Genomic DNA, 16,090 nt, shown 5'->3' on the forward strand with positions numbered 1-16,090 from the left:
TGCAAATATAAAATCTTTTTTGTGTTTATTTAGATTTGATTTAAATAATGATTAATTTCGCCCTCTCAAAATAACGAACTATGCTAAAAGCACTTATTCAATCAACATTTGTAGCACTTGCCGCGGCTTTTTTGATTGCCTGCGGAAGCTCAGAAAAGGAAGAAGTTGTCAATGTCTATACTCACAGACATTATGAAGCTGATCAGCAACTCTTCGATATGTTTACTGAAGCCACTGGCATCAAAGTAAACGTAGTGTCTGCCTCGGCAGATGAATTGATACAGAAATTAGAATTGGAAGGACCTAATTCTCCTGCTGATGTACTAATTACGGTGGATGCTGGAAGACTGTACCGTGCACAAACCAAAGATTTGTTACAATCAGTATCTTCTGATGTATTGAACAACAATATTCCTGCAAAGTTTAGAGAACCGGCTGGAAATTGGTTTGGATTAACTTACCGTGCCAGAATTTTGGCTTACAGCGTAGACCGTGTCAATCCTGAAGAATTGAGTACTTACGAGGCCTTAACTGAAGAAAACTGGAAAGGCAGAGTGTTGACCCGCTCTTCTGAGAACATCTACAACCAATCCTTGCTAGCTTCAGTGATTGCACACAAAGGCAGTGAAGGTGCAGCAGAATGGGCAGCTGGTTTGTTAGGCAATATGGCTAGAGCGCCAAAAGGTTCTGACAGAGACCAAGTAAAAGCTGTTGCCTCTGGAGAAGGCGATGTAGCTATCGTCAACACATATTATATCGGTATCATGTTGAATGATGCCAATGAAGAAGAGCGCAAAGCTGCTGAAAAAATTGGAATCTTCTTCCCTAACCAAGACGATAGAGGAACGCATATCAATATCTCCGGTGCTGGTGTAACCAAATATGCTCCAAATAAAGACAATGCAATCAAATTGTTAGAATTCCTTTCATCCAAAGATGCGCAGGAGTTTTTGGCGAATATCAACTTTGAATATCCTGTAAATCCTGCTGCTGCTTTCTCAGAGCAATTATTGAAATGGGGAACATTCAAAGCAGATGATATTAACCTTTCTGTATTGGGTGAAAACAACAGTGAGGCAGTGGTAATCTTTGACAAAGTAGGCTGGAAATAAGGTTTGGAATTAGTCAAACGAACGTATTATTGGTGGAATAAATGGACTGGCTACTCGCTGCTGATACTGCTGCTAGTAGCCACTCCTTTATTGACCATTTTTTTTAAAATCTTCGATAGTCCCGGAGATAGTTGGAAGCATATTTCCGAAACACTTTTATGGGGATACTTTCAAAATACTGTTTTCATTCTCATAGGAGTTGCTTTTTTCACTTTTTTACTAGGAGTCAGCACTGCTTGGCTCGTGTCTAATTATGAATTTCCCGGAAGAAAATACTTCGAGTGGTTATTGATTCTTCCACTCAGCTTTCCTGGGTATATCATGGCCTACACGTATGTAGGTCTGATCAGTTATACAGGACCCATTCAGAGTTTCCTAAGAAACAACTTTGATATCACGTTTAAAGGTCCTTTGATTGATTTAATGAATTTACCGGGGACGATTTTTATCCTCTCGGTAACGCTATTTCCTTATGTATTCCTGATTAGTCGCACATCCTTTCTGCAACAATCTAAAAGCTTACAGGAAGCCTCTTTTCTATTAGGAGCAAATCGCTTTCAAACCTTTTTCAAAGTAGCATTACCCATGGCACGCCCATCTATTGTGGGTGGAATTGCTTTGGCATCTATGGAGGTCTTAAATGACTACGGAACGGTAAAATACTTTGGCGTCAACACCTTTACCACCGGCATTTTCCGGTCATGGTTTTCCTTGGGAGATGCGACTACGGCCATTTACCTCGCTGCAATTTTGATGGTCTTCGTTTTCAGCATCCTTTATTTAGAATCCTGGCAACGAGGCAACCGGCAGTATGCCTCTCTGAAAGGAACCCATAAACCAACGGTACGCTTAGTCCCAACCAAGGCCAAGCAGTACATGTATACAAGCATTTGCCTTCTCATTTTCTTGATCAGTTTTCTAATCCCGTTTTTCCAGATTTTGCATTGGGTAAGCATGACCTATGAAAAAGTCATCAATCAGGATTTCTTCTTGTTGATTTATAGAAGCTTTACCTTAGCAGCAATCACGGGAATAGTTATTGTCATCCTGTCCGTGATTTTATTATACACGCTTCGTCTGAGTCCATTCAAATGGATCAAAAATATTACAAAAATTTCCACCTTGGGCTATGCCATTCCCGGTGCAGTGATTGCCGTGGGAATTATGATTCCATTTTTAGCGTTTGACAAATGGGTGTATAATACCTTCCTGACTGCCAAAACAGCTGGCTTATTTCTATCAGGCACGCTCTTCGCATTGGTGTTTGCCTATGTGGTGCGTTTTATGGCAGTAGGCTATAATCCTGTAGAATCTGGATTCCAAAAAATCGGCATTCATGTAAATGAGGCTAGTCGCTTATTAGGCAGTAGAAGTACCAAAACACTCTTTAAAATTGATCTTCCATTGATCAAAAATTCACTGGTTTCAGGTGTATTGTTGGTTTTTGTGGATGTGTTAAAAGAATTACCCTTAACTTTGATCCTGCGACCGTTTAATTACCAAACATTGGCGACCAAAACATTTGATATGGCCACCAACGAAATGATCGCCGAATCTTCAAATGCCGCATTGATCATCATTTTGACCGGAATTATTCCCATAATTCTACTCAATCGCTTGATCAATAAAAAAATAGGATAGAACCCAGACTGCATGAGCATTCTTTCACTTACACAGGTCAATAAAAAGTACAGTCAAGCAAAGGAATTTGCTGTTAAAGATGTTTCCTTCGAAGTAGCAGAAGGAGAGATATTGGCATTGGTAGGCGAAAGTGGCTCAGGAAAAACTACTTTGCTTCGATTGATCGCAGGACTCGAACACCCAGACGACGGTGTGATTTCACTATCCGGACAAGTTATTGTAGAAGGAAAAAAATCCGTTCCTGCCCATGAGCGCAAAGTAGGCATGGTGTTTCAAGATTATGCGCTATTCCCCCATTTGACCATCCTGGAAAACATCAAATTCGGATTGGATAAAAAGCTTCCCAACAAAGATGAGGTGGCAGAAGAGACCTTGCGTTTGGTCGGTTTGAAAGAAGATTTCAGCAAATATCCTCATCAACTTTCAGGGGGTCAGCAGCAGCGTGTCGCTTTAGCAAGGGCTATAGCGCCTAATCCCAAAATTTTGTTGATGGATGAACCTTTCAGTAATCTGGATACGGTATTGAAAGATCAGGTACGAGAGGAAATCCGTCAAATCATCAAAAAAACAGGCATTACAGCAATTTTTGTTACGCATGATACTCGCGATGCACTTTCCACAGCTGACCGCGTGGCAATCCTACACAAGGGTTACCTTCAACAAATCGACATTCCCAAGAATCTATACGAGCATCCTGTCAACGCCTATGTTGCCAACTTTTTTGGTAAACTGAATGTGATGCTTGCCACGCCGACCAAAGATGGATTTTATACTTCCTTTGGTTTTATTTCTGACCCGGAAGCTAGCAAGTACCATGAACAGGTGCGCATTACCTTCCGTCCCGAGCACGGGGAGGTCGTACAGCGGGAAGGACAGCAATTGATTGGCAGAATCGCCAAAGCTTCTTACTTTGGAGATCATCAAATCGTCAAGATTGCCGATGCCGAAGGCAAGCGCGTCAGCATCCGAACCAACCCAGGTAGGAGTTTTGAGGGATTGGATAGAGCACATTTCTTTTTATGGAAATATTGCATAGAAGAGGCGTTTTAGTCAAAAAACATGTGTCGGATTTCGTGAAGTGGTAATTCCTCCAAGACCTCCCGTTCAGAAGTTCCATTCAAATCATGCCAAGAGACTAAGCGAACCGTTCCTTCTGCTATTTCTATTCCTGTAATACTATGGTCGCTGAAGCAGCAGCAGCCGGCATTGAAATACGTTGGTCGGTATTTCCCATTGGTAGTTGCCGCTACCCGACATTGCTCTGGATGTCGGTCGATTTTCTCCTTCAATTCCTGGATTTCTTCGGTTTCCCCAAGCTCTTGAGCTTGCGCCAAGGCTTCTTTCAATGACTGTAAATGGCTGTAGGAATGAAAAATCGGCTGATGGGTATGACCTGTAATTAAAATTAAGTTTTCCTGTTGCTGACTCCACTCGTACATGATCCGATTATGGAGTGTTTTTTCCGTTTGGGTATTGGCTGGAGTGTTGATATTGATTTCCAAAAATGACTGAAAAGGGCCCCAGATATAGGTGACAAACCACTTGGAAAATGCGTTCCCATCGGAATTTTGATCTCCCTGATGCCCGTGGGTACAAAAAACATCTATATGTTTCCCGTTTTCTAATGCTACGCGAATCACAATTCCTCCATAGATATTGATAGCCTTTCCATAGAGTTGCCAAAGGTACATCTCCGCAAATGGGTCAATTTTCCAAAAAAGGTCATGATTGCCATAGATCTTGTAGAACGCATTCCGCTCCACAAATTTCTTCTCTGCTTGAAACGTTGCTTTGTTATGCTTCATGATGGAGAAGATATTGAATTTCCAAAATTCTTCAGCGTCTCCTAAATTGATGTATGTTGCATCTTTACGATTGTAATAGTCGAGTGCTGCCAGGTAATTTTTCTCGGCAAAGCGAAACTCATCCCCGCCACCCTTATTGCCCTTATGGTGATCCGAAAATATAATGGTGGTCCCTGTTCTCAGATCCAATTCATACAAGGCACCTTCCTTTGACTTCGGATGTTGAATTATATCCTGATAAATATCCGTCAACCTTTTAAAAACCTGTTGCTTATTCGGAGAGGAGGACACCTTTTTTGCGATCGAGATTGTCGGTTTTTTCAACAAAAAAATAATCGGTTGCTTCAGTGCTCTCCAAAAGTTTTTCATAGTTCATTGTTTCTTTGAAAATACCATTTAACCAAAATAAATGCAAAAAACATCTGGGTAATCTATGGACCCCTGAAAAAAGGAGGAAGGATGAGGGAGGAAGGAGGAAAAATTAAGAATTGAGAATGAAGAAGGTAGAATGACGTTGCGGCCGTGGGGTCAAACCGCTGCGGTCGTGGCGTGAAACCCTCCCGCTACCTCCAAAAATGTCGAATGCTCAACGTCGAATGTAGAATTATGAAGTATTTGTGACATTCGTGGACTCCTAAAATTAGGAATGGAGAATGAGGAGTGTAGAATGATAGGAAGGTAGAAGCCATCATACCATATTTTTTATGTGTTTTAAGTGCTAATAACAGATAGTTTTTCCTACAATCGTTAATTAAACGATTATAAGTACTTAATAAGTGGATATTGACCAAATTTTGAAAACTTAATTCTATTTGTGTCGTGAAAAGGGGTATTAACTCTAAATCCTACTAATTACGAAAACATGTGCGACAGCTCGAAAGAATTGGGTAAAGAGATAGTGAATATGGTCAAACATACATTCAAATTCTTATGGTAGTCAAGTTTTCAGGTATCTTATGCTGTTTGCTACTGATGTTTTCAGTAGGTTTTGCACAAGATAGTGAGGAGGTTTATAGGTGGGAACATCCAAGACCTGATTATGATAGAGGGATTAATGCTTATATCATATTTCCGGCATTTACTATGAGTTCTCCAGCAAGTATCAATCAATTGCTAAATGAAAATGGATACCCTGTATTACCAAGAGGGCATTTGAACTTAGGATTTGGATTGAACTATAGGATCAACAGATTGATGGTGATAACCGACCTGTTTTGGGGTAACCAACTACGAACGACACCAGGAGATGACACTATTAACCAAACTACGAGGAGAATGACCTGGTCAGGGAATTTTGGATTTGCTTACCATGTGATAAGAACAGATGGCGGTGCTGTATATCCTTTCATTGCTTACAGTTTTACAGAAACTACACTCTTCTTGTCAAAATCTACTTCTTCCACTTCCTTGGATAACATGCTAAGCAATCCCGGAAACTCTGTCCATCTTAATAATTACTCTAATGGATTATTTATTGGAATTGGAATGGATGCACACGATTTATTCCTAGAAGACTCTATAATTGGATCAATCAGAATTGGCAAAAGGATTCAGACTAATCCTATTGAGAACTGGAGTAGCAGATACACTCAACTGAGCAATTCACCCCTTGATAGTTTCAACTATTGGCAGGTCCAACTTTCCATAGGCGGAGCATTTAACTGGGATAGAAAGAAAAAATAAACGTCTTGCAAATATTATAATTCACAAACGCCGGTCAAATGGCTGACCGGCGTATTCAAATCAATATATTCTACTTAAATGGTTAGATTGATCCGTGTATTCCTGGTACTTTTCCTACGGAGCACTTTTCTTTTTGCCCAATGGCCCAGAGAAGAAGTGGATATAACAAAAAAATCGTACTACAAAAGGGGACTAGGGCCATATTTGGTGGCTCCTTCATTTACCTACACCCATACTATCCATCTCAACAATTACCTTACTGAAAGCAATTATCCTACTATACCTTCAGGTGCGTTGAATGTTGGATTTGGTTTTAATTGGAGATTTAATCGATTGGAAGCCGGACCTCAAGTTCTTTTAGGAAGACAGTCCAATGAATCTTTAAACCCACAGTCGAAAATTATACGAAGAGCCGTAACAGCAAACCTGCCATTGTTGTATCATGTGTTGATTAAAGAAAAATATTCCCTATTTGGATTTGTGGGTTTTTCCGGAACAGAATCTAGTTTAATTGCTTCAAAAAATACGGGAAGCATGGGTACTATAGGCTCCATCCTTCAAAACCCAAACACATCAGTCGAACTCAATCACTTGTCATATGGCACCTTAATTGGTTTAGGAGTAGCATATCAGAATTTATTTAAAGAAGATTGCGCAGTGGTACGATTAAAAGTCGGATTCAGAGTTCCACCTCGCGAAGGATTTGAATGGGAATCCAAGTATGTATCCATTCTAAACGCCCCAACAGACACATTCCCCCAGTTTTTAATTCAGCTCGAAATAGGAGGAATAACTAACTTTAACAAGTAATTACCATCCGATTTAAATCCCTGAGCTTTGCGAAGAAAGTTTTGCTCTCCATCAATCATCTGTGCCAATCTGCGAAATCTGTGGACCCTTGAAAAAAAGGAGGAAGGATGAGGGATGAAGGATGAAAAATTAGGAATTGAGAATGAGGAATGTAGAATGACATTGCGAACTTGGCGTTCAATCGTTGCGGACGTAGCGTGAACTATTCCTTTACCATTCAACCATTTCTTCCGTGGATTCTGCGCATTCTGCGAGCTATCTTTTTTATTTTTTCACAAGTTTCCATTTTTTTGGTTTATTTTTGAACTAGTACTTCACCTTTTTACAGATTTTATCTTGAAACGAATCGTAAACGTAGGCTTGGTTCAGAATGCTTGCAGTGCTGACCTCGCATCCAACTTCCAAAAAGCAGCACAAGGCATCCGCGAAGCAGCAGCCAAAGGCGCTCAGATCATCTGCTTGCAGGAACTCTTTGGTTCCCTCTACTTCTGCGATGTAGAAGATCATGCAAACTTTGAACTCGCTGAAAAAATTCCTGGACAATCCACCGAAAAATTCAGCGAACTTGCCAAAGAACTAGGCGTAGTGATCATCGCTTCTTTGTTTGAAAAACGTGCCGAAGGCTTGTACCACAACACCACCGCTGTATTGGATGCCGACGGCAGCTACTTGGGAAAATACCGTAAAATGCATATTCCCGATGATCCGGGCTACTATGAGAAATTCTACTTCACCCCCGGAGACTTGGGATACAAGGTCTTCAAAACAAAATTTGCCACAGTTGGCGTGTTGATCTGCTGGGATCAGTGGTATCCAGAGGCTGCACGCATCACTTCGCTGATGGGGGCCGAACTCCTATTCTACCCAACTGCTATTGGTTGGCACAAAGACCAAGATGAGGATACCAACAGAGAACAATACCATGCATGGCAGACCGTCCAAAAATCACATGCCGTTGCCAATGGCGTTCCCGTCATCGCCGTCAACCGCGTAGGAATCGAAGGAGATATGAAATTTTGGGGAGGTTCCTTCGTGACCAACGCCTTTGGGTGGGTTACCTATCAGGCAGATCACGAACAAGAATTGGTACATGTGGAAGGCATTGATATGTCCCAGTCCGATCGCTACCGCACGCATTGGCCTTTCCTGAGAGACCGCCGCATCGAAACCTATTCCCCGATCTTAAAGCGATTCATCGATGAAGATTGAACCAGGCAAAAGCCCCAAGGCCCTAGGCTATCGCTTTCCGGCAGAGTTTGAACCCCATGCAGCAACTTGGTTGAGTTGGCCACACAAAGAGGCCTCTTGGCCCGGGAAAATTTCCACCATTTTTCCATCCTACGCCACCTTTGTCAAGCTACTTGCCGAAGGGGAGGAAGTGCATATCAATGTAGCGGGACAAGCGATGGAAGACTTTGCCAGAAAGGAATTGGAAAAAGTAAACATCAACCTTTCCAAGGTCTTTTTTCACCATTTCCCCACCAATGATGCTTGGTGCAGAGACCATGGACCGGCATTTTTGATCAATGAAGGGGCTCCTGAGCGAAAAGCCTTGGTCAAATGGAATTACAATGCCTGGGGCGGTAAGTATCCCCCATTTGATTTGGACAATGAGATTCCCTATCACATCGCCCGATATCGAAATATTCAAACCTTTAGTCCGGGCATTATCATGGAAGGTGGTGCCATCGAAGTCAACGGTCAAGGTACCTTGATGACGACGGAAGCCTGCCTCTTAAACCCCAACCGAAATCCACACTTATCCAAACAGCAGCTTGAACAGTACTTGATGGAATTTTATGGGATTGATCAGATTTTATGGTTAAAGGACGGGATTGTTGGAGATGATACCGATGGACATATCGACGATTTGACTCGCTTTGTCAATGCAGATACCGTCGTGACCGTGGTAGAGGATGATAAGTCCGATGAAAATTATGAGGTATTGAAGGAAAATATGGAACTCTTGGAAGAGATGAAATTACTAAACGGAAAATCCCTCAACATTGTCGAGCTACCCATGCCAAAAGCCGTCATCTACGAGGATATGAGACTACCGGCATCCTATGCCAATTTTTACATCGGCAACAGTTCCGTGATTGTACCAACCTTCCGTGATACCAACGATGACAAAGCCCTGGATATCCTCCAAGGCTGTTTTCCCAACCGAAAAGTCGTAGGCGTAGATTCCGTGGATTTGATATGGGGTTTGGGCAGCTTTCATTGCTTGAGTCAGCAAGAACCCTTGTAAGAAGCGAGATTTTAGAAGCGAGAAACGAGACTGCTGATGGAGAGATTGTGAGGGATGGATAATGAAATATGCTAGCGCGATATAAGTTGATATATGCCTACTTCGACAAGCTCAGCACACGTATCGGCGATATATTGGTGGCGTGTAAACAAAAGAATTATTCTAGAAAAGATGTGATGAAACTTAAGGGAATCGCAATTGAATTCAAAATTGAGGTTTTTATTGGTGTTCATCCCTGAGCTTTGCGAAGAAAATTTTCCCCTCAAAAATTACCAATCTCACTTATCAAAAAATCTGTGCCAATCTGCGAAATCTGTGGACCCCTGAAAAAAGGAAGAAGGCAGAAGGGTGAGGGATGAAAAATTAGGAATTGAGAATGAGAAATGTAGAATGACTTTGCGGGCGTTGCGTCTCACCGTTGCGCCCGCTGCGTGAAACCCAAGGAAAAGGAGGAAGGATGAGGGATGAAGGAGGAATAATTAAGAATTGAGAATGAGGAATGTAGAATGACTTTGCGGCCGCTGCGTCACATCGTTGCGCTCGTTGCGTGAAACTATTCCGTGATTTCTGCGAGCACTTCTGTAAATTATTGGATTAAAAACGGTATCTTCCTTACAAATTTGACGATCATGGCAAAAGAACAACACGCACAAAAGGCTGTAAAGAAAAAAGCTGAAAAAAACTTGAAGGAAAAAAGAGCCGATAAAAAGGCCAAGCAAGAAGAAAAAAAGAGGAAAGACTAACTCATTCCTTTTCCTCCCTTTTGGATAACAAGCGACTAGTAGTCGCTTTTTTTGTATCAATTACTGAGCTTTGCGAAGAAAACTTTGCGCCCTTACATGATCCACATTCGGATACCCAATTTAAAGATAGATTGATGAAGGAGTCACAAGCAAAAATTCTTAAGCCTTGCACCAAATTAAAAAGCTTACTATCAGGCATAATATCTGTGCAAATCTGTGGACCTTTTTATTTTAGTCCCGATAGCTAACGGGATTAGAGGTAAGATTTTAGATTTAGTTTTATTCAAACCCATAACAACATACACCTTTCTTTGCGGGCGTTGAGTGAACCACTCCCGCTACTCCAAAAAATGTCGAATGCCCAACGTCGAATGTAGAATTATGAAGTTTTTTCGTGTCCATTCGTGCCATTCGTGGACCTTTTCAAAAAATTTCCGCGACTTCCGTGCTTTCCGTGAGCCAATTTTGTTAAATTTAATTGTTCACAACTCAACGTATACTTTTATGTCACTACTTCAGCAAGAACTTGGTTTTCGATTTTATGTGGTATCCCGATTGATTGCCCAGCGCTACCGGGAACCCTTGGAAAATATAGGTTTGACATATCCCCAATACTTGGTGATGCTTTGCCTATGGGAAGAGGATGGCTTGATGGTCTCACAGATTGGACAAAAGCTATCCTTGGATTCAGGCACCTTAACCCCTTTACTGAAGCGTTTGGAATCCATGAATCTAGTCCGAAGAGTACGCTCCGAAAGTGACGAGCGCCGTGTAGAAATCCAACTCACCTATCCTGGCAAAAGCCTCCAATCGAAAATGCCAGACATAGCCCAATCCATAGATGGTGTCCTCCACGAATGGAAAGCAAAAGACAAAGATCAGCTGATCAGCTTAGTGGACCGATTGATTGAGGAGTTGGAAAAGGAAAATTAGGGTTAGTATGTTTTTTTGGAGGGGATCACTCCACGTACACCACCAAAGGGGTCTTCCACATCCCCATCGTACCTAGGAATCAGGTGCATATGCACATGGTTGATGGATTGCCCCGCAACTTTGCCCACATTGATTCCGATATTAAAACCAGCTGGATTGAATTTTTCCTGAATCTCCTGTTTGACTTCATTCAGCATAAAATTCATAGCAGTTTGTTCACGAAGCGTCAATTCAAAATAGTTATCCACATGCCTTTTGGGAATAATTAAGGCATGTCCTGGATTTACAGGGAATTTATCATAAATCGCAAAAGCGGAAGCTGATTCAGCAATCAACTGCATTTCAAGAGTTGGCCTACAAAAAATACAGTCAACATCACTGGCACTACTCAATTGATTTATGGGAGCGTATGCATAGATTTCACAACTATCGTTTACAAAGAGCGATTGGAAAGGTAAAACAACATTACATTGATAGGTCGGTTTTTGATGAATTTTATGTGTTCTGTATCCTTGGTAAGTCAGGTCTCTGCGAACTGCAAAATAAGCTTTCCCAGTCGGTTGAAGCAGTTTGGAAATCTCAATCAAGACTTTAGTCTGCTCCTCTAAGTGCAACACATTCAAGACATACAAACAAATGATGGTATCAAATTTACCTTGTGGATAAGTTGGGGTATAATGCTTATCATACCCTTCAATTTGATAACCTTTGGACTGTAATACCTCCACATCTCTCCCATAGCCAGATCCAAAATCCAATATTCTCCCTTTCAACAGACCTCTTTCCTCCAAGAGTCTTGCAGGAAAGGAGATCTTGTCTCGTTCTTTGGCGGTGAGGTGGGAGAATTCATTTTTCATTTCGTGACAAGTATTGGAAGCCATTATTATGAGCCATTAAAATCAAAGGCTGAAAAGCCTCCCTGAGTCTATCTTTGTCAAAGAGAGTTGGTAACTCCTCAATTTCATCAAGGTTTTTAAATAAAAATAAATAATCCAGCAAATACTTCGAATTAGGTTTTTTACTTAAAATGACTTCGATTGCTTGCTTTTGGATTTTATAAAATCCATCAAAATAGTCCTCCAACTTAGGTAGTTTGTTACTTTTTCGAGAATTAAATATTGGATCAGCAGGAACAAGATTCCACATCAAATCATGACAAACATAACTGTAAGGAATAAAATGTTCGACTTCATAATTTGATCTGGTTAACTTTTCATGGGTGTAAATACATTCAATTTCACCCAACTCATCAAAAACTAGGTTCCAAAAATTGTTTCTTTGACTGGTTAATGGATTTCGACTAGCAGGCTTTACAAGTTTACTCGGTATTTCAGGCACGCCAGGATTACGTTTTTGCAAAAATACTGCTAGATTCCACAAGCAAAAATCCTTTAAAAATCGTACATTTTTTATCAAATAAGGCAACCAATTGGGGTTTAGCTCAATTCGATCTTGATATAAACCATACAAACATTCATTTTCGAAATCTTTTGAACCCGAATAAATATACTGTCTACTCTTATTTTTTCTAAACCATGGTGATAAAAACCAATGTGGAACCTGATTGTCGAAGTGGTAAAGAGCTTGCTGTGTTTGAGAATTTTGAGACCTTATTAACTTTGAAACAATTGTATTTTTATCTTCATCAATTGAAATATTCTCAAAGCTTCTAATGTTTTCGATTTCTCTATGTATTACATCCTGCTTGCCAAAGGAAACTTGAAAATAATTTACAGTATACCAAGGAATTGCTACCATCCTTGAAAAAAGCTCTTTCTTCGGAAATACTGTTTTATTTTCACTCAAAGAATCCAGAATACTTAAGAACCAATAATACTTATAAGTAGCAGATGTGCTATCAAAACAAGATGCTAAAAGATGAGTAGGAAGATTTGAATCTTTAGGAAATTCCATAGTTCATGTTGATTTCCATGAAAGTACAAATAGAAGATCCAAAGGCCAAGTTCTCCCCAAGATTTAAACGTTTAATTTAAACTCATTGATTTTGGCAAAAATTTTGCCCCCACATGTAGCACAAGGCACCATTCTTTCGTCTTAAAGAAAAAACCAAAACCATGAAACAACTAGCTAACCTACTATTCATCTTCGCTTTTATAGCTGCTACGGCATTTACCTGTGATGCTATCGACCCGGTGCTTGATGGGGAAGATCAATTGGCAAAAGACTGCTTTGATGCTTCAAAAGTACGTCGGGATGCAGTCTGTCCAGCGATCTACCAACCCGTCTGCGGCTGTGATGGCAAGACCTATGGCAACGCCTGCGAAGCTACTGCTAGAGGTATTTTGAAGTTTACCGAAGGAGAATGCGGTAAATAAACTGGATTTCTTTGCTAGCTATCAGAGACGGGGGGAAGAAAATATCCAAGTCTCAAAATTCTATCAACTGACCGATTTTTCCGCTAACGGTTAGTTGAAAGGCATTGAAATGCAGTTATTTGTTGGGATGTTTAGAAATTAAAATCAACCAACAATCCCATGCAAAATCGTTCCACCCTTTTCTTCCTTTTTGTAAGCCTCTTCATCTCCCAACTCGCTTGGGGACAAAAAACCAACTTCACCGTCGAGGACGCCATCAAGGTCAAATCCATTGGCAGCACCGCACTTTCACCAGACGGGAAGTTGCTTGGAGGAGTCATCAGCGATGGTAGCGCCCGCTTCGATGTGGACCACTTCCGCTTTCAGGACCCTTCCTATATCAATGTCTTGCCGGGAGAATTCGTCATCATCGAAACAAGCACAGGTAAGAAGACTTTCCCATATAAAGAAAAATCACGGGTCACTTCCATTGCATGGTCTCCTAACTCCACAGAATTGGCTTATTTGGAACAAAAGGGAGAAAAGCTGCACCTGATGATTTACGATACTAACCGCAAGCGTATCCGTGAAATCAAGGTGAGCGGCAATCCACTGTTGGCCAATTCAGACCTCACATGGACTGCTGACGGAAAATCCATGCTCCTTCATACCCGAGCAAACGATTGGATGACAAGGGCAATGGAATTATATAATGCGGCAACCAAGGGGCCTGTCGTAGTCTATGACGGAAGTAAGCCATTTTTGAACTGGGATGAAATCAGAAATACCAACGCACTTACCCAGGTCATGCAAGTAGACCTAGCTAATGGTGCTGCCAAACAACTCTTGCCCGAAGCCAATTATGGAGGTGTATACCTTTCAGAAGACAATCAATTCCTGATTTTCAACGAGACCTTTCCTCTTAAAACCTCCTATGTCAGAAATGAGGGGACGGAATATCAGGTAGCTTACAAGCATTTGAATAATCCGGACTCTACTCATATTCTTTACAAGCGAAACAAGCAACGAAGAAACTACAATTGGTCTGAATCCAAAGCCAAATTTGCCTGGGTAGATTCGGGCTATGTCTTCGTGCAAACCTTGGGAGCCTTGGACGCAAAGAATTTGACCAAAGGAAAAGCTTATTCGGACGAAGAAAAGAAAAAGGAAGTGAAATTTTCCATCACGGCCTGGTCTCCATCCGAAAACAAACTCTTGCTGAGTTCGGACAAAGGCTACTGGTTGATAGATGCCCAAGGTGAGGGATTAGAAATGGTCTATGAATTCCCGGAAGACAAAGAAAAAGCGCCTAATCTCAGTTTGGCACATTGGTCCGAAGATGAAAATCACCTCTATTTTTCCTACAGTGAAAAGGATGTTTGGAGAAGGGGATTTGTCCGCTACAATCTAAGCAATCGGACCATGGAAGATATCATCATCGACACCCGTTTGTACACAGGCATTCAAAAAGCCAAAAACGCTTCAAACATCGTCTTGAGTTTATCCGATGGGGATATGCCAGCTGACCTTATGCTGACTGATTGGACCTTTGCAGACTTCAGGCCACTGACCAACCTCAACCCTTGGTTGGCAGATAAAAAGATTACCCGCTCCGAACTCATCACCTACCGGAACGTGGATGGCAAAGAGCTTCAAGGTATTTTATACTATCCGGTGGATTACGAAGAAGGAAAAAAATACCCCTTGGTATGCGAAGTTTATGAAAGTTTTTTTGCCAACGGCTATAACCGCAACATGAACCTCTTCGCTAATCAGGGATACTTTGCCTTGAGACCTTCGGTGGATTTGGAAATGGGTTATCCTGGAGAAGCATGGGTCAAAGGCATCACTGCTGCGATCAATAAACTGGTAGATGAGGGCAAAGTGGACAATGACAAAGTAGGTGTACAAGGCGGAAGTTACGGAGGTTATGCCACATCCTTGTTAATTACCCAAACTGACCGATTTGCAGCGGCCATCAACATTTCAGGTAAAGTCAATATCATCAGTTTCTTAGGCGACAGCCCCAAAATCGGAACCAGAAATTACACCGCTGCCGAATATGGACAAGACCGCATCGGAGGTACGCTTTGGGATGAACCCTTGAAATACTTGGCTACTACTGCTGTTCTCTATGCAGACCGCATCAAAACACCCCATCTCATCATGACCGGTGAAGGAGATTGGAATGTACCGGGCACCAATTCCCGAGAACTCTTTTATGCGATGCGCCGATTGGGCAAAGACGTCACCTGGGTCAACTACCTCAACGGTGGCCACGGTGCCGGAGCTGCGAGCAATGAAAGTGACTTTTACGATCATTGGAATAGGGTGTTTGAGTTTTATGAGAAGAACTTTAATAAAAAAGATGATATTGATTGATATTGGATACTGATGGATATTAGTAGATATTGATCGATATTGGGATACTGGTTAATCCTTACCTTAAATTTCCTTCTGAATTGAAATATGGTGGAAATAATGTTGAAATAAATAGAAATATTGGGGGGAGGGTTCAGTACCAATTTTGCGCCAGCAAAAAATATTCGTGAACATTAGTTTTTTCGTGGCTAATTAACCGCTGAGGGCACAAAGGTTGACGCTGAGAGCGCAGAGTGTGTACCAAAACTTTGGGTCCTTTGCGTGACCTTGGCACCTTGGCGGTAAAGAGAAATAAAGTGGAAATAATGTTGAAATAAATAGAAATATTGGGGGGAGGGTTCAGTACCAATTTTGCGCCAGCAAAAAATATTCGTGAACATTAGTTTTTTCGTGGCTGATTTACCGCAGAGGTCAC

Annotated in this window: 14 protein-coding genes; 10 read left to right on the forward strand and 4 right to left on the reverse strand. The window is 41.4% G+C overall.

Annotated elements, in window-relative coordinates; translation table 11 throughout:
- Positions 1-80: 80 nt before the first annotated feature.
- Genes ACXIUD_RS18545 through ACXIUD_RS18555 form a run of 3 tightly spaced genes read left to right on the forward strand, consistent with a single transcriptional unit; the run spans position 81 to position 3,803 of the window.
- On the forward strand, positions 81-1,112 hold the full coding sequence (locus ACXIUD_RS18545) for a Fe(3+) ABC transporter substrate-binding protein (RefSeq protein WP_458054145.1): 1,032 nt from the start codon (positions 81-83) through the stop codon (positions 1,110-1,112).
- A 3-nt stretch (positions 1,113-1,115) separates the two neighbouring features.
- A complete protein-coding gene (locus ACXIUD_RS18550; protein ID WP_458054146.1) occupies positions 1,116-2,753 on the forward strand; it encodes an ABC transporter permease in 1,638 nt (545 codons plus the stop codon).
- A gap of 12 nt (positions 2,754-2,765) precedes the next feature.
- A complete protein-coding gene (locus tag ACXIUD_RS18555) occupies positions 2,766-3,803 on the forward strand; it encodes an ABC transporter ATP-binding protein (protein WP_458054147.1) in 1,038 nt (345 codons plus the stop codon).
- Here ACXIUD_RS18555 and ACXIUD_RS18560 read toward each other — a convergent pair.
- Complete coding sequence (locus ACXIUD_RS18560) at positions 3,800-4,927, reverse strand: metallophosphoesterase (RefSeq protein ID WP_458054148.1); 1,128 nt, start codon at positions 4,925-4,927, stop codon at positions 3,800-3,802. The genes ACXIUD_RS18555 and ACXIUD_RS18560 overlap by 4 nt on opposite strands.
- Before the next feature lie 561 nt (positions 4,928-5,488).
- On the opposite strand from ACXIUD_RS18560, the gene ACXIUD_RS18565 reads away from it, so the two are divergent.
- The 5 genes from ACXIUD_RS18565 to ACXIUD_RS18585 all read left to right on the forward strand — a co-directional run bounded on the left by ACXIUD_RS18565 (position 5,489) and on the right by ACXIUD_RS18585 (position 10,978).
- Positions 5,489-6,241, forward strand: coding sequence for a hypothetical protein (locus ACXIUD_RS18565; RefSeq protein WP_458054149.1), 753 nt, complete (start codon positions 5,489-5,491; stop codon positions 6,239-6,241).
- A 78-nt stretch (positions 6,242-6,319) separates the two neighbouring features.
- Complete coding sequence (locus ACXIUD_RS18570; RefSeq protein ID WP_458054150.1) at positions 6,320-7,051, forward strand: hypothetical protein; 732 nt, start codon at positions 6,320-6,322, stop codon at positions 7,049-7,051.
- A 336-nt stretch (positions 7,052-7,387) separates the two neighbouring features.
- Complete coding sequence (locus ACXIUD_RS18575; protein WP_458054151.1) at positions 7,388-8,260, forward strand: carbon-nitrogen hydrolase; 873 nt, start codon at positions 7,388-7,390, stop codon at positions 8,258-8,260.
- Positions 8,250-9,302 (forward strand): agmatine deiminase family protein, encoded by a 1,053-nt coding sequence (locus ACXIUD_RS18580; protein ID WP_458054152.1) that lies wholly within the window; start codon positions 8,250-8,252, stop codon positions 9,300-9,302. Before ACXIUD_RS18575 ends, ACXIUD_RS18580 begins: the two co-directional genes overlap by 11 nt.
- A gap of 1,247 nt (positions 9,303-10,549) precedes the next feature.
- Positions 10,550-10,978 carry a MarR family winged helix-turn-helix transcriptional regulator gene (locus tag ACXIUD_RS18585; RefSeq protein WP_458054153.1) on the forward strand — a complete coding sequence of 143 codons (429 nt, stop codon included), beginning with the start codon at positions 10,550-10,552 and terminating at the stop codon, positions 10,976-10,978.
- A 2-nt stretch (positions 10,979-10,980) separates the two neighbouring features.
- On the opposite strand, the gene ACXIUD_RS18590 is transcribed toward ACXIUD_RS18585, so the two are convergent.
- Both ACXIUD_RS18590 and ACXIUD_RS18595 read right to left on the reverse strand, forming a co-directional pair.
- A complete protein-coding gene (locus tag ACXIUD_RS18590) occupies positions 10,981-11,835 on the reverse strand; it encodes an HIT domain-containing protein (protein ID WP_458054154.1) in 855 nt (284 codons plus the stop codon).
- Positions 11,825-12,892 carry an HNH endonuclease domain-containing protein gene (locus ACXIUD_RS18595; protein ID WP_458054155.1) on the reverse strand — a complete coding sequence of 356 codons (1,068 nt, stop codon included), beginning with the start codon at positions 12,890-12,892 and terminating at the stop codon, positions 11,825-11,827. Before ACXIUD_RS18595 ends, ACXIUD_RS18590 begins: the two co-directional genes overlap by 11 nt.
- A gap of 161 nt (positions 12,893-13,053) precedes the next feature.
- Here ACXIUD_RS18595 and ACXIUD_RS18600 point away from each other — a divergent pair, with 161 nt between their 5' ends.
- Both ACXIUD_RS18600 and ACXIUD_RS18605 read left to right on the forward strand, forming a co-directional pair.
- Positions 13,054-13,314: a Kazal-type serine protease inhibitor family protein gene (locus tag ACXIUD_RS18600; protein WP_458054156.1), complete on the forward strand. Its 261-nt coding sequence runs from the start codon at positions 13,054-13,056 to the stop codon at positions 13,312-13,314.
- Positions 13,315-13,473: 159 nt separating this feature from the next.
- Positions 13,474-15,675: a prolyl oligopeptidase family serine peptidase gene (locus ACXIUD_RS18605; RefSeq protein WP_458054157.1), complete on the forward strand. Its 2,202-nt coding sequence runs from the start codon at positions 13,474-13,476 to the stop codon at positions 15,673-15,675.
- A gap of 188 nt (positions 15,676-15,863) precedes the next feature.
- On the opposite strand, the gene ACXIUD_RS18610 is transcribed toward ACXIUD_RS18605, so the two are convergent.
- Positions 15,864-16,090 (reverse strand): hypothetical protein (locus tag ACXIUD_RS18610; protein WP_458054158.1); only part of this gene is annotated, 227 nt, incomplete at its 5' end.

The sequence above is a fragment of the Mongoliitalea sp. genome (assembly GCF_054166905.1).